Below are 20,357 nucleotides of genomic sequence, written 5' to 3' on the forward strand. Positions count from 1 at the left end.
TCGTGGGGTCAGTGGGCGACGGCGGCCGCGCCGTGCTCGTCGATGAGGGCGCCTGATTCGAAGCGCTCCAGGGCGAACGGGGCGTTCAGCGCGTGGGGCTCGTCCGTGGCGATGGTGTGGGCCATGGTCCAGCCGGCACCCGGGGTCCCCTTGAAGCCGCCGGTCCCCCAGCCGCAGTTCACGTACAGGTTCTCCACGGGCGACTTGCCGACGATCGGCGAGGCGTCCAGGGTGACGTCCACGATTCCGCCCCAGGTACGCAGCAGGTGGGCGCGGGCGAAGATGGGGAAGAGTTCGACGGCGGCCGCCATCTGCTCCTCGATGACGTGGAAACCGCCGCGCTGGCCGTAGCCGTTGTAGGAGTCGATACCGGCACCCATCACCAGCTCGCCCTTGTGCGCCTGGGAGACGTAAACATGGACGTGATTGGACATGACCACGGTGGGGTGGACGATCTCGTGCAGTTCAGAGACGAGGGCTTGCAGCGGGTGGGACTGGATCGGGAGGTCGAAGCCGGCCATCTTCGCCAGGACCGAGGAGTGCCCGGCCGCGCAGAGAGCCACCTTGCCGGCGTGAATGGTGCCCCTGTTGGTCTGGACGCCCACGACGCGGTTGCCGTCCTTCAGGAAGCCGGTGACCTCGCAGTTCTGGATGATGTCGACGCCGAGTTCGTCGGCCTTGCGGGCGAAGGCCCAGGCGACGTGGTCATGCTTGGCGATGCCGGCACGGGGCTGATAAGTGGCCCCCAGCACGGGGTACCGGATGTCTTCGCCCGTGTTGATGATGGGGCAGAGTTCCTTGACCTGTTCCGGCTCCAGCCACTCGGCGTCCACGCCGTTGAGCTTGTTGGCACCGACCCGGCGGACGGATTCCCGCACGTCCTGGAGCGTGTGCGCCAGGTTCATGACACCGCGCTGGCTGAACAGGAAGTCGTACTCCAGTTCCTCCGGCAAGGCCTCCCAGAGGCGCAAGGAATGCTCGTAGATGGCCGCCGACTCGTCCCAGAGGTAGTTCGAGCGGATGATCGTGGTGTTGCGGGCCATGTTGCCGCCCGCGAGCCACCCGCGTTCCAGGATCGCGATGTTCGTCATGCCATGGTGTTTAGCCAGGTAATACGCCGTGGCCAGTCCGTGCCCGCCGCCGCCGACGATGATCGCGTCGTAGGACGGTTTGGGGTCCGGGTTCCGCCACAGGAAGTCCGGGTGTTCGGGCAGCAGATCCGCCATCAGAGCGCTCCGTTCTCAGCGTTCAGCTTCGGGTAGAGGGGGTGCTTGTCCGCCAGGACGCGCACCCGGGCGGCAAGCTCGTCGGCAAGGTCATCGCTGAAGTCCGGCTTCAGTGTTGCGGCGATGATGTCCGCCACCTCGGTGAACTCCGCGGCGCCGAAACCGCGGGCCGACAGGGCCGGGGTGCCGATGCGCAGACCCGAGGAGATCATGGGCGGCCGGGGGTCGAAGGGGACGGCGTTGCGGTTGACCGTGATGCCGACCCGGTGCAGGCGGTCCTCGCCCTGCTGGCCGTCCAGCTCGGAATTCCGCAGATCCACCAGGACCAGATGAACGTCCGTGCCGCCGCTGACCACTGAGACCCCGGCTGCAGCGACATCCTCGGCCAGGAGGCGGCGGGCGATGATCTGGGCACCTTCCAGGGTCCGTTCCTGGCGGTCATGGAAGGCGGGCTCTGAGGCGAGCTTGAAAGCCACGGCCTTCGCCGCGATGACGTGTTCCAGGGGTCCACCCTGCTGACCCGGGAAGACAGCGGAGTTGATCTTCTTGGCCAGGGACTCCTTGCTGAGGATCACTCCCCCGCGAGGTCCGCCCAGGGTCTTGTGCGTGGTGGTGGTGACGACGTCGGCGTACGGCACCGGGCTGGGGTGCAGACCGGCGGCGACCAGGCCTGCGAAGTGGGCCATGTCCACCATGAGGTAAGCGCCGACGAGATCTGCGATGCGGCGGAACTCGGCGAAGTCCAGCTGCCGGGAGTACGCGGACCAGCCGGCCACGATGAGCTTGGGGCGGTGTTCCAGCGCGAGGCGCTCCACCTCCGCCATGTCGATCAGGTGGGTCTCCCGGTTCACCTCGTACGGCACCACGGCGTAGAGCTTGCCGGAGAAATTGATCTTCATCCCGTGGGTCAAGTGGCCACCGTGGGCCAGGGACAGCCCCAGGATGGTGTCCCCCGGGTCCAGGAGTGCGAACATGGCGGCCGCGTTGGCCTGAGCACCGGAGTGCGGCTGGACATTGGCGGCTTCCGCGCCGAAGAGGGCCTTGACCCGGTCGATCGCAAGCTGCTCGATGACGTCGACGTGCTCGCAGCCCCCGTAGTAGCGCTTTCCGGGATACCCCTCGGCGTACTTGTTGGTCAGAACGGAACCCTGGGCCTCCATGACCGCGAGCGGAGCGAAATTCTCCGAGGCGATCATCTCCAGGGTGCCCTGCTGCCGCAGGAGTTCCTGGTCGATGGCCGCCTTGACGTCGGGATCGGTTTCCGCGAGCGAACGGGTCAGAACCTCGGTCATATGCTCTCCTCACAACGCTAATATCTAACTGATATATCAGATCACTACGACGAGTATCTCTTTCGTCTGAGAAGATGTCAACGATGATCCCGCAAGGAAAGGAAAGCCTGAGATGACAGTGGATCCGGCCGTTGCGGGACGCTCGCTCGCAGACCAGGCCTACGAAACCATCAAGGACCGTCTGGTCATGCTCGACATCCGGCCCGGCGAACCACTGAACGACAGCCTGATCGCGGTGGAACTGGGCATGGGCCGGACCCCTGTGAGAGAGGCCTTGAAACGATTGGAGACGGATCATCTCCTCGTCTCCTACCCCCGCCGCGGCACCTTCGCCACGAACGTCGACATCACCGAGCTTGCCGCGATCTGGGACATCCGCCTGGTTCTGGAACCCGTGGCCGCCCGCCGCGCGGCGGAGAACGCCACGCCTGCCGTGAAACAGGAGATGCGCGAGGTCCTGGAAAGACTCCACGGTCTGGACGAGTCCGGCGATGAGCAACGGGAACTCATGCGGCTGGACATGTCGGTCCACCGCCTGATCTACCGGGCGGCGGGCAACCCCCACCTGGAAGACGTGCTGATCCGTTATGACAATCTCTCCACCCGCATCTGGTGCCTCGTGATCGAGCGGCTACCCGGGCTGTCCGGCCACATCGTCGAACACGCGGCCCTGCTGCAAGCGATCGTCGACGGCGACGCCGACCGGGCGGCCGAGCTCTCCCTGGCGCATGTCACCCACTTCGAAGAGGAGATCCGCAAGGTCCTCTGACCATGGCTCCCTATGACAGCGGCGGTGAATTCCGCCTCTCAGCACCGGGGTTCGGCAACGCTGTCCTTCCGTTCCCGTTGGTGATTGACTTGTGCAGTGACCGACCTCGCCACCCATCTGGACATTGCAGGAACAGCATTCACCCGTATCGATTCCCCCGATTCAATCGCGTGCTGGACAGCGACCATTGCCTCCACGGGCGAGGACACGCCTCGGGCAGTGAGCATCGTCCTTGAGCCTGCGGTCCAGCCTGATCAACGCCTACTGCAGTTCGCCGCCGTCGTGGTCTCGCGCTTTGATGAGTTCGCCGACCTCGCCAAGGCCTACTTGCAGCAGCGACTCTCTGAACCAGAGTTCGGACTGCAGGAAGCCGAACTATCGGCCCTGCGGAACGGTGAACCTTTGTTCGACGAACCTGAAGCGGTGATCTGGTCCGACGACGACTGGATGCTCCGGTTCACGGAGTCACGGCTTGAGTTGGCAGACCCCTACGGAATCGCCGTGCTTTTTGAGGGGACGAATCCCTCCGCGGTCGAAGACCTGTCCGACGCCGACCCCGCCTAGATATCGCTCGTGGGACCTATGCCTCCCAGCTCGAACAGCCCCCATCGACAAGGGGCCCCATCTCCACGGACGGCCGAGATCGCCTCCTGGAAGAGAGTGCCCGGGTCTCCTCGCTGGATTTGATACAGCGTCTTCGCCACGACCAGCGCCGCTGGAAATGACCCACGGCAGACCCTCCGCGAAAGCCTTGCCGAGATAGACGCGGCAAGCCCATTGCAGAGGCCGCTTCACGACAACATGGGGGCACTCCGGACCCCGCCTCGACCGGCTCGAAGCGAAGAACGCCCATGCAGCCCCGGTCCGCACGAATCTCTTGACTCTGATATATGAGTTGCATCACAGTTGTGTATATAACGACCTGCCGTCGGGGCTGAGATGAACCGCCGTTCATCACCGACGGTCAGCCCATCTCTCCGTACGCCAGCCAGGGCTTCCCTTTCGCAAGCCTCACCCCTCCCGCCGACGCCATCGAGTGCGACGCCGCACCGTCAAGGCTAGGCGCCACCCCCACCAGCCGACCTGTCCCGATTCATCACCTCACCAGAATGGAGAGCAACGCATGTCAGGAAACAGAGCAGTCGCCTACAAAGCACCCGGAGTCGTGGAGCTCATCGACACCGAATACCCGACGTTCGAACTGCAGGACGGTCCCGGCGTCAACCCGGCAAACGTAGGCCGCAAGGTCCCGCACGGAGCCATCCTCCGGACCGTGACCACCAACATCTGCGGCTCGGACCAGCACATGGTCCGCGGACGGACCACGGCACCGCAGGACCTGGTTCTGGGTCACGAGATCACTGGAGAGGTGATCGAGGTGGGGCCCGACGTCGAATTCATCAAGGTCGGAGACATCGTCTCGGTGCCCTTCAATATCTCCTGCGGCCGGTGCCGCAACTGCAAAGAGCGTAAGACCGGCATCTGTCTCAACGTGAACCCGGATCGGCCCGGCAGCGCCTACGGCTATGTGGACATGGGCGGCTGGGTCGGCGGCCAGGCCGAATACGTCCTGGTCCCCTACGCGGACTGGAACCTGCTGAAGTTCCCGGACCGGGATCAGGCTCTGGAGAAGATCATGGACCTCACCATGCTCTCCGACATCTTCCCCACCGGCTTCCACGGCGCCGTGACCGCCGGAGTGGGCGTCGGGTCCACCGTGTACATCGCCGGCGCGGGCCCAGTGGGGCTTGCGGCAGCCGCCGGGGCGCAGCTGCTGGGCGCGGCCGTGGTGATCGTCGGAGATATGAACGAAGACCGTCTGGCGCAGGCCCGCTCCTTCGGCTGCGAGACCGTCAACGTCGGCGCAGGCGACCCCCGGGATCAGATCGAGCAACTGCTGGGGGTCCCGGAAGTGGACTGCGGCATCGACGCCGTGGGATTCGAGGCCCGGGGGCACGGCAAGGACGCCTCCCATGAGGCCCCGGCGACCGTGCTCAATTCGCTGATGGACCTGACGGCCGCCGGTGGCGCACTGGGCATTCCCGGGCTTTATGTCACAGGAGACCCGGGCGGCATCGATGAAGCTGCGAAACACGGCTCGCTCTCACTGTCCCTGGGCACGGGCTGGGCGAAGTCCCTGTCCTTCACCACCGGCCAGTGCCCGGTCATGAAATACAACCGTCAGCTCATGATGGCGATCCTTCACGACAAGGTGCAGATCGCCCAGGCCGTCAATGCCAAGGCGATCCCGCTGGAGGATGCGCCGCGCGGCTATGCGGAATTCGACGCCGGAGCGGCAACGAAGTACGTGCTGAACCCGAACGGATACGTGCGGAACTGACGCAGCCTTCCAGCACCCGCTGACATTGCGAGAGGCCCTCCACGACACGATCGGGAGGGCCTCTCTCGCCCTCAGCCGCGAGCACCGAAAGGCCGGGGCTTTGAGAGTCGAATGCGACCCTGGGGATTTTCGCCATAGTCTGTCGGAGTGGAACCCACGACAACGAACTCCCGGCAGCAGGTGGACAGGCAATCCCGCATCCTGGATGCGGTACTGGAACTGCTCTCACGCCACGGCATTTCGGGTGTCAACATGCGAGCGGTGGCCCGTGAGGCCGGCGTCGCACTCGGACTCGTCAACTACTACTACGCGGACAAACAGAGCCTCATCCGGGCCGTCCTGAGCCGGATCAGCGAAAGCGATCTCCGGCTGGTGGCCCCGAACCCGGAAGCGACCCCCGACGAGCAGTTGCGCGATGCACTCCGACGCGTCGCAGCGCCGGACATCCTGACCACGCAGTACCTGTCCCTCCGCCTCCACCTCTGGGCCCTGGCCCAGGCGGACGAGGAATTCGCGGCGATCAACGCGGAGGCGTTCGATCAGTATCTCGACGGCCTCGCCGCCTTGATCGGCGAGGCGAAGCCAGGACTTTCGCCCGAACAGCGCAAGGACAGGGCAGCGGACATCGTCGTGATCCAGAACGGCATGTGGCTGACCTCCCTGCTGGGCATCGACAAGTCCTCCATCGAACGAAGCATCCTCCGCACGGAGGACATCGCCTTCGCCGACTGACGGCACTTCACTACAGCTCCCCGCCGAGTGTGACGGGCGACTTCCGCGCGCCCGAAAAACCTTCGAGACCCCTTCCGAGCTGGGGATACGGAGAAGAGCGCCCAGGAATTTGAACAAACGTCCAGATTGGGTCTTGAACGTTTGTTCAAGCTCGGCTAGCCTCCCAGATATGACCTGCGTCACACAGATGCGGTCTGGCGGAGAAGCGACCACTTGGGTCCACGGCACGTGCCATTCGATGCTCGATGGAGCTGGCGCCAGGCCTTACATCCGCTCGAGGTACAAGGAGACTTCATGAGCAAGAGCAGCTACGACTACGTCATCGTAGGCGGAGGAAGTGCCGGCTCCGTGCTGGCCAATCGCCTGAGTCAGGGCGGCGCCCGCAGCGTGCTGGTCCTGGAAGCGGGCCGCAGCGACTACCCCTGGGACCTGTTCATCCAGATGCCCGCGGCGCTGACCTTCCCCAGCGGGAATCCCTTCTACGATTGGCGCTACGAATCGGATCCGGAGCCGTACATGGACGGCCGCCGCGTCGCCCACGCCCGCGGCAAAGTGCTCGGCGGATCCAGCTCCATCAACGGCATGATCTTCCAGCGCGGCAACCCCCTGGACTATGAACGCTGGGGTGCCGATGCCGGCATGGAGACCTGGGACTACGCCCACTGCCTCCCCTACTTCCGCCGGATGGAGACCACCCTGGCCGCAGATCCGGACGACGAGTTCCGTGGCCACGATGGCCCCCTGGTCCTGGAACGCGGCCCGGCCACCAATCCGCTCTTCGGGGCCTTCTTCCGGGCGGCACAGCAGGCTGGGTTCCCGCTCACCGACGACGTCAACGGCTACCGTCAGGAGGGCTTCGCCCCCTTCGACCGCAATGTCCACAAAGGACAGCGCCTCTCCGCTTCCCGAGCGCACCTCCGACCCAGCATGAGCCGGGCGAATCTGACCGTGCTGACCCGGGCCTTCGTCACCAAGGTGAACTTCTCCGGTGACACGGCCACCGGGGTCACCTACCGCCGCAATGGGCAGACCCACACTGTGAACGCCGGCGAGGTCATCCTCTGCGGCGGCGCGATCAACACCCCGCAGCTGCTCCAGCTCTCCGGTGTCGGCGACGCGCAGCACCTGCGCGAGGTCGGCATCACTCCCCTGGTCGACCTGCCCGGCGTCGGCGAGAACCTGCAGGACCACCTGGAGGTGTACATCCAGCACGCCTGTACGCAACCCGTCTCGATGCAACCGGCGTTGGATGTGTGGCGCATGCCGTTCATCGGTCTCCAGTGGATTCTCGGCCGCAAGGGCCCCGCCGCCACCAATCACTTCGAGGGCGGCGGATTCGTCCGCTCCAACGAGGACGTGGCCTACCCCAACCTCATGTTCCACTTCCTGCCCGTGGCGGTCCGCTACGACGGCCAGAAGGCCGAGGCCAAGCACGGCTACCAGGTACACATCGGTCCCATGTATTCCGATGCCCGCGGCAGCCTGAAGATCCGGTCCACAGACCCGACCGTCCATCCCTCCATGGTCTTCAACTACCTCTCCACCGATCAGGACCGCCGCGAATGGGTGGAAGCGGTCAGGATCTCCAGGGACATCCTGGGCCAGTCCGCCATGGCCCCGTACAACGGTGGCGAGATCTCGCCCGGCTCCCGCGTCCAGACGGACCAGGAGATCCTGGACTGGGTGGCCAAGGACGCGGAAACCGCGCTGCACCCGTCCTGCACCGCCAAGATGGGTCCGGCCTCGGACCCCCTGGCCGTGGTCGATCCGCTGACCATGGGTGTGCACGGCACCAAGGGTCTTCGCGTGGTGGATGCCTCCGCCATGCCGTACGTGACCAACGGCAACATCTACGCGCCGGTGATGATGCTGGCTGAACGCGCAGCGGATCTCATCCTGGGCAAGGAGCCGCTCGCCGCGCAGCATACCGAGTTCTACCGCCACGGCGTCTCCCCTCTCAACCGGGAACACTCCGACGACGGCCACGCAGTGAAGGGCTGAGACGATGACCATGACACACGCAGAAACCAAGACCATCCGGGGACTGTTCATCGACGGCGCATGGCAAGAGGCGTCCGACGCCGGGACCACGACGGTGCGTTGTCCCGCGGACGGCCGCGAGGTCGCCGTCGTCGCCCGGTCCACCGCTGAGGACGCCGAGCGCGCGATCGACAGTGCCCGTGCCGCGTTCGACGACGGCCCTTGGCGCCGACTGACGGACATCGAACGGGGCGCGGTGCTGCTGCGCATCGCGGAACTGCTCGAACGGGACAAGGGCATCTACGCCGAGGCTGAAGCGCTCGACACCGGCAAGCGTCTGGTCGAGGCCGAGTACGACATCGATGACATCGCCGCGTGCTTCCGCTACTACGGCAAGATCGCCGGCCTCGATGCCGGCCGGGTCATCGACACAGGGCTGCCGAACGCCATCAGCCGGGTGGTGTACGAGCCGCTCGGCGTATGTTCCCTCATCGCTCCATGGAATTACCCGCTGCTGCAGGCTGCCTGGAAGGTGGCCCCGGCGCTCGTCGCGGGAAACTCCTTCGTACTCAAGCCCAGCGAGCTGACGCCATCCACGTCCATCCTGCTCATGGAGACGCTGGCGGAGGCCGGGGTCCCGGCCGGAGTCGCAAACCTGGTCACGGGAAGCGGATCGAAGGTGGGACCGGTACTGAGTTCTCATCCGGCCGTGGATCTCGTCTCGATGACAGGAAGCCTGGCCACGGGCCAGACCATCATGGCGGCCGCCGCGCCGACCGTGAAGCGCATCGCCTTCGAACTCGGTGGGAAGAACCCCAACGTCGTCTTCGCGGACGCGGACTGGGACGCCGCCGTCGACAATGCACTGACCGCCGTCTTCCTGCACTCCGGGCAGGTCTGTTCGGCCGGGGCCCGGCTGGTGGTCGAGGAGTCGATCGCAGAACGGTTCGTCTCCGAGGTCGTGGAGCGGGCACAGAAGATCCGGATGGGCGGTCCTTTCGACACCGACGCCGAAACGGGCCCGCTGATCTCCGCGAAGCACCGCGACCAGGTTCACGCCTACGTCCAGGCCGGAATCTCGGAGGGCGCGGAGCTCCTGTGCGGCGGCTACATCCCCGACGACGGCCCACTCGCCGACGGCTTCTTCTACCCGCCCACCGTGCTCGGCAACTGCCGTTCCGGCATGAGTGTGCTGCAGGAGGAGTCCTTCGGACCGGTGCTGACCGTCGAAACCTTCCGGACCGAAGCAGAGGCGATCACCATCGCCAATGACACGGAATACGGTCTCGCAGGAGCGGTGTGGACCTCGGACGCCTCAAAGGCACAACGCGTCGCAGGGGCCCTCCGGCACGGAACCGTGTGGATCAACGACTACCACCCCTATGTCCCACAGGCGGAGTGGGGCGGTTTCGGAAAGTCCGGCATCGGCCGTGAGCTCGGTCGCGCAGGACTCAACGAGTACCGCGAAGCAAAGCACATCTGGCAGAACATCCAGCCCGCACCCAGTGGCTGGTTCGGTTCCGCCGACTGAACGAACACATCAGGCATTCCAGAGGATCCGGCCGGGCGTGCAACGAGGCACGCCCGATCGGTCCCGCTCTGTCCTCGAAGGACACCGCTGGGCCAACGGGTCACATCAGCTAGGAGCACAGATGTCAGAATCACCCATCACCACCGGCCCTGGCAAGGCCGCCGACAGCAGCGGAATGGACGAGTTCGGCTACGCCCAGACACTCGACCGCAGCATCGGGAAATTCGCCAGTTTCGCCGCCGGAGTCAGCTACATCTCCATTCTCACCGGCGTCTTCCAGCTCTTCTACTTCGGCTTCTCCACGGCAGGACCGGCCTACGCCTGGTCCTGGCCCATCGTCTTCGTCGGCCAGCTCATGGTCGCTCTCTGCTTCGCCGAACTCGCCGGCCGGTATCCGGTGGCCGGGTCGGTCTACAACTGGGCCAAGCGGCTCAGCAGCGGTACTCCGTCCTGGCTGGCCGGCTGGCTGCTCCTGATCTCCTCGATCATGGCGCTCGGATCCGTGGCCCTGGCCCTCCAGATCACGCTGCCTCAGTTGTGGAGCGGATTCCAGTTCATCGGCGACGGCTCCGGACCCTACGACTTCGCCATCAACGGCGTGATCCTGGCAACCATCATGATCACCATCTCCACACTGATCAACGCCTTCGGTGTGAAGCTGCTGACCAAGATCAACAGCATCGGGGTCTTCGTCGAGCTCATCGCCGCGGTACTCCTGGTCATAGCCCTGTTCTGGCACATCAACAACGGCCCTGAGGTTCTGGTGGACACCAGAGGCTTCGGCGAAGGGAAGCCCCTGGGCTTCTTCGGAGTGTTCCTCATCGCCGCCATGGCCTCCGGATACGTGATGTACGGATTCGACACGGCGTCCTCCCTGGGTGAAGAGACCAAAGATCCCAAGAAGACCGCACCCAAAGCGATCATCCGGGCCGTCACGGCGTCGTTCCTGCTGGGCGGTCTGTTGCTCTTCGGCGGCATTCTCGCAGCCCCGGATCTGAAAGACCCCAAGCTCGGCTCCGCAGACGGCGGCCTGCAGCACATCGTCCTCTCCGTGCTGGGCGGCCCATTCGGGAAGGCCTTCCTGGTCTGCATCGTCGTGGCCGTCGTCGTCTGCACCCTGGCGGTGCACGCCGCTGCCATCCGCATGATGTTCGCCATGGCCCGGGACAACAACCTGCCCTTCAGCCGCCAGCTCAGCAAGGTGAATCCGGCCCACAAGACCCCGACCGTCGCAGCGGTCGTCATCGGCGTTCTGGCGATCATCCCGCTGCTGGTGAACATCACTCAGCCGGCCATCTTCACGATCCTCTCCAGCATCAGCATCGTGCTGATCTACCTGTCCTACCTGCTGGTCACCACCCCGATGCTGCGCCGCCGGTTCCTGAAGAAGTGGCCTCTGAAAGACGACGGCACGGAGGTGGGCTTCAGCCTGGGCAAGTGGGGGCTTCCCGTGAACATCCTGGCTGTGCTGTGGGGTGCGGCGATGACGCTCAACCTGGTGTGGCCTCGTCAGGAGATCTACAACTCCGTCCCGCCGTTCGAGTGGTACTTCCAGTGGGGCGGCGTGATCTTCGTCGTCGGCGTCATCGTCATCGGTTCCCTGCTGTACCGTCTGAGGATCCGTCATCACACCGGGGTGCTTGCCGAACACGCCGCCGTGGCACCGCGTGACCCGGCTGAGGAGACTGAGGGACAATATCTGCCGTGTCCGGTCCACCACCGGCATCACCGCCGCGAACCGGCGCTCAACGGTGTTCCCTCCACACGCTGTCCCTACGAACTCGAAGTGAAGTAGGCGCTCCGAGGTGAACTAGTCCATTCGCGTCCGCACACGGCGGCCCGTTCCCGGAAAGGCCCGGCTGGTTTCGACCGGCCGGGCCTTTCCACGCCACACTGTCTCCCGGTCTCGGCCCCGGTCCCCGCCCTGCGTTCCCCGACGCTGTTTCCCGGCTGCCAGAGCGCAAGAAAGCCCACGAGACCGGGGAATTCCGTCGATTATGACGGCCCCGTGGACAGCACAAAGCTCCGCCCCGGTCATGAGAGTCCATGACCGGGGCGGAGCTGCACCGTCCGCGGGCTCAGCCGCGGATACGCTCCATGCTGGGATCGTAGAGTGGTTCGGCCGTCACCGTGGCGGGAATCCGTTCGCCGAAGTACTCGATCTCGACACGGTCTCCGACTCCGACTTCGGTGGGCAGCCAGGCGTAGGCGATCGGGCGGTGGATCGAGAATCCGTAGGCGGCGCTCGTGACGTAGCCGGAGGCTTCGCCATCGACGTACACCGGTTCCTTGCCGAGCACCACCGAACGGCCGTCGTCGATCGTGAGACAGCGCAGCATCTTCTCCGCCGACTGCTCCTTGCGTTCGAGCAGTGCCTCGGCGCCGATGAAGCCCACCTTGTCTTTGGCCACGGAGAAGCCCAGGCCGGCCTGATACGGGTGGTGTTCGGTGTTCATGTCCGTGCCCCAGAGACGGTATCCCTTCTCCAGACGGAGGCTGTTGAACGCACCACGGCCGGCAGCGATGATGCCGTGCTCCTGGCCCGCCTCGAAGAGCAGGTCCCAGAGCTTCAAGCCGTATTCGGCACTGGTGTAGAGCTCCCAACCGAGCTCACCGACGTAGGACAGCCGCATCGCAGTGACCGGGATTCCGCCTACGGAGATCTCCTTGGCCCGGAAGTACTTCAGGCCGTCATTGCTCAGATCGTCGCCGCTGACCTTGCCGATCACCTCGCGGGCCAGCGGGCCCCAGAGCCCGATGCAGCAGGTGCTGCCGGTGATGTCGGAAACGTGTGCCCACTGCGATGGGTCATCGGCCGACTGCTTGCGCGCCTCGACGCGCAGGTAGTCGAAGTCGACATTGCTGTTGACGCCGAGCTGGAAGCGCTCCTGTTCGAGCCGGGCCACCGTCACGTCGCTGCGGATGCCGCCGTCGTGCTCCAGGAGCAGGCAGTAGGTGACCGCCCCCGGCTTCTTGGTGATGTTGCCGGTGCTCAGGCGATGCAGAAGTGCTTCGGCCCCAGGACCGACCACTTCCAGGCGCTTGAGCGGCGTCATGTCGTAGAGTGCGACGGCGGTGCGCGTCTTCCAGGCTTCCGCGGCGGAGATGGCGGAGTGGAACATATCGGACCATGACTCACGCTCCGGCGCCTGCCATTCGGCCGGGAGCTCCCCCACCAGGGCGTGGTTGGCTTCGAACCAGTGCGGACGCTCCCATGCGGAGGCCTCCAGGAAGAAGGCGCCCAATTCCTTCTGGCGGACGTGGAACGGACTCACCCGGAGATCGCGCGGCGACTCCCTGGGCTGCAGCGGGTGAAGGATGTCGTAGACCTCCACGAAGTTCTGCTGGGAGGTCTCCGAGACGTAGTCGTCCGAGGTCTGGACCTTCTCAAAGCGGGTCAGCTCGGTCCCGTGCAGATCCGTGCGGGAGCGGCCTTCGATCAAGAGCTCCGCGACAGCCTTGGCGACGCCGGCCGAGTGGGTGACCCAGACGGCCTCCGCAACGAAAAATCCGGTCAGATCTGGGTGCTCGCCGATCAGCGGTCCGCCGTCCGGCGTGAAGGAGAAGATGCCGTTGAAGCCGTCCTCGATCTCCACGTCGCGCAGCGCCGGAAGCAACTCTCGGCTGTCCTCCCAGGCGGGAAGGAAGTCTTCCAGGGTGAAGTCCAGCCGGGACGGCATGCTGTGATCCGACATGTCCTCGGCGGAGACCTTCGGGAGCGCGGACATGTCCGCCGGCATGGGGCGGTGGGCATAGCTGCCGATGCCGATGCGGTCTCCCCACTCGCGGTAGTAGAGGTCCTTGTCCTGGTAGCGCAGGATCGGCTTGGTGGCCCCCTTGGGAAGCTCGTTGACGCCCTCGAGTTCGGCCAGCGGGGTGGTGACCGCGTACTGGTGGGCCAGTGGCAGGAGCGGGACCTCCAGCCCCACCATCCTGCCCAGCTCACGGCCCCAGAACCCGGCGCAGGAGACGACGATGTCCGCCGGGATCAGGCCGGCATCCGTCTCCACGCCCGTGACCTTGCCGCCCTCGCGGGAGATTCCCGTGACGGTGGTGGAGCCACGGAACTCGACACCCCGATCAGTGGAGCGTTCGATGAGCAGCTGCACTGCGCGGGCGGCGAGCGCCAGCCCGTCACTCGGGATGAGCAGACCACCCAGGATCTTCCGCCCCTCGCTCAGCGCGCCGGTGGTGAGGAGCGGGTAGTGCTTCTCGCACTCGTCCGCGTCGATGATCCGGCTCTCGACACCCCAGGAGGTCATCAGGCCCATCTTGCGGTGGAGGTCCTTCAGCCGCTCGGGCGTGGTGGCCAGTTCGAGCCCGCCGACCTGGTTGAAGCAGGACTGGCCGTCCTTGCTCAGTCCCAGGAACTTCTCCACCGTGTAGCTGGCGAACTGGGTCATGGTCCGGGACCCGTTGTTCTGGAACACCAGGCCGGGCGCATGGGAGGTCGAGCCGCCCGCCAGCTCCAGTGGTCCTTGCTCGACGACCGTGACATTGTTCCAGCCGCGACTGGAGAGTTCGTCCGCGAGGTTGGTGCCGACGATGCCGGCGCCGATGATGACGACTCGTGGTGATGTGCTCATCTTCTTGTGATCTCCTGGTTCGCGTCAGCGGAAAACGACTGTTCGGGTGGTGTTCAGCAGGACCCGGTGCTGGCAGTGCCACTGCACGGCCCGGGACAGGGCCTGGGACTCGGCGTCCCGGCCGACCGTGGCCAGGGCGTTCGCGTCGAGGCTGTGGTCCACCCGGAAGACCTCCTGCTCGATGATCGGGCCCTCGTCCAGGTCAGCGGTGACGTAGTGGGCTGTGGCTCCGATGAGCTTCACCCCTCGGTCATAGGCCTGGTGATAGGGCTTGGCGCCCTTGAACCCTGGAAGGAACGAGTGGTGGATGTTGATGGCGCGTCCGCGGAGGGTGCGGGTCAGACCGTCCGAGAGGACCTGCATGTAGCGGGCCAGCACCACCAGGTCGGCCTGGTATTCCTCCACCAGTTCCAGCAGCCGTGCTTCGGCCCGAGGCTTGGTGTCAGCGGTGATCGGGACGTGGATGAACGGCAGGCCCGCGGCCTCAGCCATCGCTCTCAGATCCTCGTGGTTGGAGACCACGACGGCGATCTCCGCGCCCAGACTGCCGGCGCGCCACCGGAAGATGAGGTCGTTGAGGCAGTGGCCGAATTTGGACACCATCACCAGCAGACGCTGGGGCTTGCCGTCGTGGATGATGAACTCCATCCCGAACTCCTCGGCCACGGTTGCGAACTCGGCGCTGAGTCCTTCCACGGAGACCTCTTCGTCTCCGGGCGTGAAGGCTGTCCGGAGGAACAGTTTGCCGCTGACCTGGTCGTCGAACTGCTGGTGCTCGACGATGTCGAAGCCGTGGTCGGCGAGGAAGGCGGTGATGGCCCGGACGATGCCGGGGCGTTCCGGGCAAGCGAGGGTCAGGACGTACTGTGCGGTGCCGGTCTTGCCTGAGGCGGCGGGATTTTCGGCGATGACGCCTCCGGCGGGGCGGCTTTCAAGAACAATGGTCACGATCTACTCCTGGATCTTGAGACGTGCTGAGGGACGACAGGGGTGACGGAGAGGTCAGGCGTCGATGACCAGATCGGTCTCCGCCGTGGAGCAGCAGGGCAGGAATTTGCCGGCCGCGATCTCCCTGGCCCGGATGCCGCCCTGATGGTTCATGTCCACCTCTCCGGAGAGCTTGACGACCTTGCACGAGCCGCACATGCCCTCCTTGCAGTTCGCGCCGATCCTGACTCCCGCGCGTTGTGCCACCTCGAGGATGTGTTCGCTGGGATCGATCCGGACGTTGAGTCCGGTGCGCAGGAAGGACAGGGTGAGGCTTCCGGTGCCCACGGTGTTGAACGTCGAGGGATCGGGCGTTCCGGGCTCCGCGGCCACCTCGACAGCGGGCACGTCCGTGGCCACTGCCTCCAAAGGCAGCCCCGAAGCGTCGAGAGTGCCGTCGCCGTTGTACCCGGGTTCGTAGAGCCCGAAGGCGGCAGGCTGGCTTTCGAAGTAGTCCTCGGGCGAGTCGGAGATCTCCTCAGCGATCTCCTCTGCAAGGTCCGAAGCGAGCGCGATCTCCTGCTGGTACTCCAGGAGGGTCTGCCGGTTTCCGGAAAAGAACTCCATGTAGATGGAGGTGTCGTCGACACCGACCTTCCTCAGCAGTTCGGTGGCCGTGTTCAGATACCCCTCGGGTCCACAGGCGTAGACCTGCCTGCCGTTGGCGTCCGGGGCCACCTCATCGATCATCGCCGCTGTCAGCCGTCCACGCAGGCCCTGCCATTCCCCGGAGGTGTCGCGGTCTCCCAGGGAGTAGTGGACCCGGATGCGCGAGTCGACGGAGGCGATGTGGTTCAGCTCCCGTTGGAAGGCGAAGCCTTCTGCTTCGGAACCGTGGAAGAGGACGACGACGTCGGCGTGCCCCGGCAGGGAGTGGATGGTCCGGACCATGGACATGATCGGGGTGATGCCCGCACCGGCCGCCAGCAGGAGGTACCGTGCGCGACGGTCGGCGTCGGGCAGGTGGAAGGCACCGACGGGTCCCAGCATGTCCAGGACGGTGCCGGGCCTGACGTTCTGGTGGATCCATGGCGAAACGGCTCCCGTGGCGTCCCTCTTGACGGAGACGCTGAAGGTCCATGGCTGAGTGGGCGAACTGGACAGTGAATAGCTGCGATCCACCGGTTCCTCGTCCTCACCGTTCACGGGGAAGGCGATGTTCACGTATTGACCGGCGCGGAACGCCAAGGGGGCGCCGTCGCCGCGGCGGAATACGAAGGTCATCAGGCCGCCCGCCTCGGAAATCACTTCGACGCATTCGGCCGTGAATTCCTGCGGATGCCAGGGGCCCAAAGCCCGGGCGGCCCGGGCGGGAGTCTCCGCGCTTCCCATCACCCGGTTCCAGGGCATCTCCAGACCGCGGATGCGCTGGGGATCCCGGATCGCGGGCTGGGTGAGCAGTCCGGTCATGCCAAGTGCTCCTGCACCCGCTGCACGTACCAATTGATGAAGGCCTCCACCTGATACTCACTCTTCATGTAGGGACCGGGTTCGTAGACAGGGCTTCCGGCGCCCTGCTGGCACAGTTCCACGAAGGCCTTGTCCTGGAGGTTGGTCTGCTTCCAGGTGTAGGTGAGTTTGTCCAGGTCATAGTCGATGCCCTCGACGGCGTCGTCAGCCACCAGCCAGGTGGTGCGGACCAGAGTCTGATGCTCGTTGATGGGGAAAGCGGCGAAGGTGATGACGTGATCCGCCATGAAATGGAACCAGCAGTTCGGCTGCAGGTGCATCGAGCAACGGCCCAGCCGGAAGTCAGGCAGATCACCGAGCAGCTTCTTGGAGAGACGGCGCCCATCGGCCGAGAATGATTCGCCCTCGCCGTCGAGGGCCTCCCGGGAAATGCGGATGCCGGCCACGCGCGTGTCGAGTTCCTCGATCACCTCATATGGCAGGCCGTAGCGTCGGCAGCGCTGCTCAAGCGAACTCTGGGCTTCCTTGTTGCGATCCCAGACGTCTTCCAGATGGGCCGGAATGAGGCCTTCCGTCAGTCCCCAGGTGGGAAACAAGGAGCACGCGAGTTCCGGGTGCCCATCGCAGTGGTAGCACTCACGGTTGTTCTCCATGACGAGCTTCCAGTTGCCTTCTTCAATGATGTTCTGCTGGTAGGCGATCCTGGTCCTGGACAAATCATGAGGTGCCAGGTAGGGCTCGAAGATCTTGGACGTCTCGTCGAAGTCCGTCGGCGGTTCCTCCGCCAGACACACGAAGATGAGGCCGGCGACCTCGCGGCCGTGAGCGCGCTTGAGGCCGAAGCAGCTCTTGTCGAACTTCGTCTCACCCGGAGCCGAAGCGTGGATCAGGTTACCCTCGGGCGAATACGTCCAGGAATGGTAGCCGCACACCAGGTTGCCGGTCGTTCCCCCGGCTTCGGTGAGCACACGAGCGCCGCGATGACGGCAGACGTTGTGCAGGACGTTCACCCCGCCGTCGTCGTTCCGCAGCACGATCAGCGAATACGGGCCGTAATCGACCGTCACGTAGTCTCCCGGCTCCGGAAGCTCCGGGGCACTCGCGGCGAAGACCCAGTGCTGTCCGAAGATGGCCTCCATGTCCACCTTGAAGAGCGTCGGATCCGTGTAGAACGGGGCGTCGAGAGAGTATCCGGTGCGCCGGAACTCGAACAACGCGGAGATTTCCGCCAGTTGCTCCACAGGCAGCGCGGCGGTGAGTCGTCCGCGTGAGCTGATGGGGGCGTTCGCTGGAGCGGTCATGGGTTTCCTCCCGGAAGGCACGGTGGGCGGGATACGCGACGGGCTTGTCACAATGAGATTAGGATCACAATCGCCACAGAAAAAGCGCGAGATTTTGAAGATATCCATGCAAAATAAGCGCATGATCGATGTCAGGCTCACCACACTTCGCGTGTTCGCCCAATGTGGCACCGTCGGGGCGACCGCGGAGCTCACGGGGTACTCGCCATCGGCGGTGTCCGCCCAGTTGCGGGAGCTTCAGCGTGTGCTCGGAATGCAGCTGCTGACGAAGGACGGCCGCGGCCTGCGGCTGACCGCCACGGGACGCTTCCTCGTGGCCGGATCGGACGCACTGATCTCCGAATGGGAGAGCCTGCGCGCCGCCGCCATGGAGTCCGGAGACCATCTGCAGGCCCATTTCGGGCTCGGGGGCTTCTCCACAGCGGCCGCCCATCTCCTCGCCCCGCTCGCCGCGACCCTGCGGTCGACCCGTCCTTCGGTGGACGTCCAGGTTCTCGAGGCCGCGCCGGCCCGGTGCTTCGACCTCCTCGTCGCGGAACGCATCGACCTGGCCGTGATCATCGCCATGCAATCGGAGGTTCGGGAAGACGAGCAGCGCTTCGAGAAAACGGTCCTGCTCGACGATCCGCTCGATGTGATCATCCCTGCCGACCACCCTCTGGCATCGCGGGAGGTCGTCACGCTGGAGGAGCTGGCCTCGGAGCCATGGATCACGGAGGCTGCCGGTTCCACCTACCACTCGCTCTTCACAGCGGCGTTCACGGCGGTCGGCGTGACACCGCGGATCGCCCATGAGGCGGCTGAGTGGGAGACCATGATCGCATTCGTCGGTGCAGGGCTCGGCGTCGGCCTGCTGCCGAGGCTCGCGCCCCTCCGCGGCGCCGAAAACGTCGTGCGGCTGCGCATCACCGGCAAGGGGCGCCCGTCGCGCCGCATCATCGCGGTGGTCCGACGGGGCAGCATCGGCTCCCCTCTGATCCAGGAGTCGCTCGGAATTCTTCAGGCCAGTGCCCACCAGATCCTCACGGCCCGCCTCGACGACGACCTCTGACCGGCCTTCCGGACGCGACAGCTACGGCCGTCTCGAGGCAATTTCACGTCGTTCTCATGAATTCCTCGCCCCAGCATTAAGCAGAGGTCGTTCAACAGGTCCCGAAGTACAGAACTCGACAACTGAATATCGGGCAGCGAACACGGTGGCTCTAGCATTGTCCGGGTGAGTGAACAGATCACCGTGACCATCGACCGGGACAGTGTGCACATGGGCGATGACATGCGCTCTCACGCCCGCGAGATTCGGGTTGAGGAAGGCACATCCCTCAGCGCCCTATTGGGCGAGGCGGCTCCGGAGATCCAGCTTGCAGGCTGGGCCTGGGCGGCCATCGTGCACGGTGAGCCGATCGCGGTGTGGTCCCTCGATCACGGGGTTCAACTACTCGTCGAAGACAAGTACGTGACCGCTGCACGAGGCCCTCACGGCATTCACTTCCGCTATGTTCCCGGCATCGAACCTGGGTGGCTGCACCGACGGCTGACCGAAGGGTCCCCAGCCGATTGGGACGCCCTCGAACGGGACTACCGGCCGATCGCCCAAGCCTCGTGGGAACAGGAACAACGACGGCTGGAACAGGAGAACCCGGAACGTCTCCTCACGTCGGAATGCGTCGCTGCGCTGCATTCCCTGGGCGGTGTCGGAGATCTGCACAACCGACGGATGTACCGCTTCACCCTCTTCGGGGAGTCGTGGTCGGTCCAGCGTTCGGACACCATGACGCTGGTCTACCGGGGCGGCGGGGCACCTATCGCCTCGCTCCGGCCTGCTGACTTCGCGGAGAGCTGGCTCGTGGCAGCCGTTGCCGCCACGTGGCGCATCCGGAACGGTCTCCCTCCGCTCCCCCGGTTCGCGCCCCATCCTGCGCCTGAACTGCAGCCCTTGGCGGGGCTGCCCGGTGATCCACCGCGCTGGACAACCCACGGACCGCTCACGGTGATCCTCGCGGATGATGCGGCCGTCGCATGCTTCCGGATCGCCGTCGGACGATCGGTCCGCGATGTCCTGGCCACCACGATGCCGCAGCCTCCCGCGCAACAGCCGTCAGGGACCCGGTTCTGGTCGCCGAATCCCGCCGCTTGTTAGAGTGTGCCCATGCATCGAATCATCACACCGCCCCGCGCCTGATCCTGGCGCACGTGGGCGGATGA

Annotated in this window: 15 protein-coding genes; 9 read left to right on the forward strand and 6 right to left on the reverse strand. The window is 65.2% G+C overall.

Going from position 1 to position 20,357, the window contains the following annotated elements; all coding sequences use genetic code 11:
- Nucleotides 1–8 precede the first annotated feature (8 nt).
- Both ACIPXZ_RS04465 and glyA read right to left on the reverse strand, forming a co-directional pair.
- Complete coding sequence (locus tag ACIPXZ_RS04465) at nt 9–1,226, reverse strand: sarcosine oxidase subunit beta family protein (RefSeq protein WP_400590924.1); 1,218 nt, start codon at nt 1,224–1,226, stop codon at nt 9–11.
- Entirely contained in the window at nt 1,226–2,518 is a 1,293-nt protein-coding gene (gene glyA / locus ACIPXZ_RS04470; protein WP_400590925.1) for a serine hydroxymethyltransferase, read from the reverse strand. The genes ACIPXZ_RS04465 and glyA overlap by 1 nt, the downstream gene beginning before the upstream one ends.
- Before the next feature lie 112 nt (nt 2,519–2,630).
- Between glyA and ACIPXZ_RS04475 the strand changes: the two genes are divergently transcribed.
- The 7 genes from ACIPXZ_RS04475 to ACIPXZ_RS04505 all read left to right on the forward strand — a co-directional run bounded on the left by ACIPXZ_RS04475 (nt 2,631) and on the right by ACIPXZ_RS04505 (nt 11,666).
- Entirely contained in the window at nt 2,631–3,287 is a 657-nt protein-coding gene (locus tag ACIPXZ_RS04475; protein ID WP_400590926.1) for a GntR family transcriptional regulator, read from the forward strand.
- 96 nt (nt 3,288–3,383) lie between these two features.
- Nucleotides 3,384–3,851, forward strand: coding sequence for a hypothetical protein (locus tag ACIPXZ_RS04480; protein ID WP_400590927.1), 468 nt, complete (start codon nt 3,384–3,386; stop codon nt 3,849–3,851).
- A 559-nt stretch (nt 3,852–4,410) separates the two neighbouring features.
- Nucleotides 4,411–5,628, forward strand: coding sequence for a formaldehyde dehydrogenase, glutathione-independent (gene fdhA / locus ACIPXZ_RS04485; RefSeq protein WP_400590928.1), 1,218 nt, complete (start codon nt 4,411–4,413; stop codon nt 5,626–5,628).
- Between the two features lie 147 nt (nt 5,629–5,775).
- The gene (locus ACIPXZ_RS04490) at nt 5,776–6,360 is read left to right on the forward strand and encodes a TetR/AcrR family transcriptional regulator (protein WP_400590929.1); all 585 of its coding nucleotides are present in this window, start codon (nt 5,776–5,778) and stop codon (nt 6,358–6,360) included.
- A gap of 294 nt (nt 6,361–6,654) precedes the next feature.
- Entirely contained in the window at nt 6,655–8,361 is a 1,707-nt protein-coding gene (gene betA / locus ACIPXZ_RS04495; RefSeq protein WP_400590930.1) for a choline dehydrogenase, read from the forward strand.
- A 4-nt stretch (nt 8,362–8,365) separates the two neighbouring features.
- A complete protein-coding gene (locus tag ACIPXZ_RS04500) occupies nt 8,366–9,871 on the forward strand; it encodes an aldehyde dehydrogenase family protein (RefSeq protein ID WP_400590931.1) in 1,506 nt (501 codons plus the stop codon).
- A gap of 121 nt (nt 9,872–9,992) precedes the next feature.
- Nucleotides 9,993–11,666 carry an APC family permease gene (locus tag ACIPXZ_RS04505; protein ID WP_400590932.1) on the forward strand — a complete coding sequence of 558 codons (1,674 nt, stop codon included), beginning with the start codon at nt 9,993–9,995 and terminating at the stop codon, nt 11,664–11,666.
- A gap of 283 nt (nt 11,667–11,949) precedes the next feature.
- On the opposite strand, the gene ACIPXZ_RS04510 is transcribed toward ACIPXZ_RS04505, so the two are convergent.
- The 4 genes from ACIPXZ_RS04510 to ACIPXZ_RS04525 are packed head-to-tail and all read right to left on the reverse strand — an operon-like array spanning nt 11,950 to nt 18,155.
- Nucleotides 11,950–14,457: an FAD-dependent oxidoreductase gene (locus tag ACIPXZ_RS04510; protein WP_400590933.1), complete on the reverse strand. Its 2,508-nt coding sequence runs from the start codon at nt 14,455–14,457 to the stop codon at nt 11,950–11,952.
- A 24-nt stretch (nt 14,458–14,481) separates the two neighbouring features.
- Complete coding sequence (purU, locus tag ACIPXZ_RS04515; protein ID WP_400590934.1) at nt 14,482–15,405, reverse strand: formyltetrahydrofolate deformylase; 924 nt, start codon at nt 15,403–15,405, stop codon at nt 14,482–14,484.
- A gap of 54 nt (nt 15,406–15,459) precedes the next feature.
- A complete protein-coding gene (locus ACIPXZ_RS04520) occupies nt 15,460–16,854 on the reverse strand; it encodes a flavin reductase family protein (protein WP_400590935.1) in 1,395 nt (464 codons plus the stop codon).
- Complete coding sequence (locus ACIPXZ_RS04525) at nt 16,851–18,155, reverse strand: SRPBCC family protein (protein WP_400590936.1); 1,305 nt, start codon at nt 18,153–18,155, stop codon at nt 16,851–16,853. Before ACIPXZ_RS04525 ends, ACIPXZ_RS04520 begins: the two co-directional genes overlap by 4 nt.
- 121 nt (nt 18,156–18,276) lie before the next feature.
- On the opposite strand from ACIPXZ_RS04525, the gene ACIPXZ_RS04530 reads away from it, so the two are divergent.
- Entirely contained in the window at nt 18,277–19,206 is a 930-nt protein-coding gene (locus ACIPXZ_RS04530) for a LysR family transcriptional regulator (RefSeq protein ID WP_400590937.1), read from the forward strand.
- A 165-nt stretch (nt 19,207–19,371) separates the two neighbouring features.
- Entirely contained in the window at nt 19,372–20,292 is a 921-nt protein-coding gene (locus tag ACIPXZ_RS04535) for a hypothetical protein (protein WP_400590938.1), read from the forward strand.
- The last annotated feature ends 65 nt before the right edge of the window (nt 20,293–20,357 follow it).

The organism is Arthrobacter sp. NPDC090010 (assembly GCF_044748305.1).
Classification (GTDB): Bacteria; Actinomycetota; Actinomycetes; order Actinomycetales; family Micrococcaceae; genus Arthrobacter_E.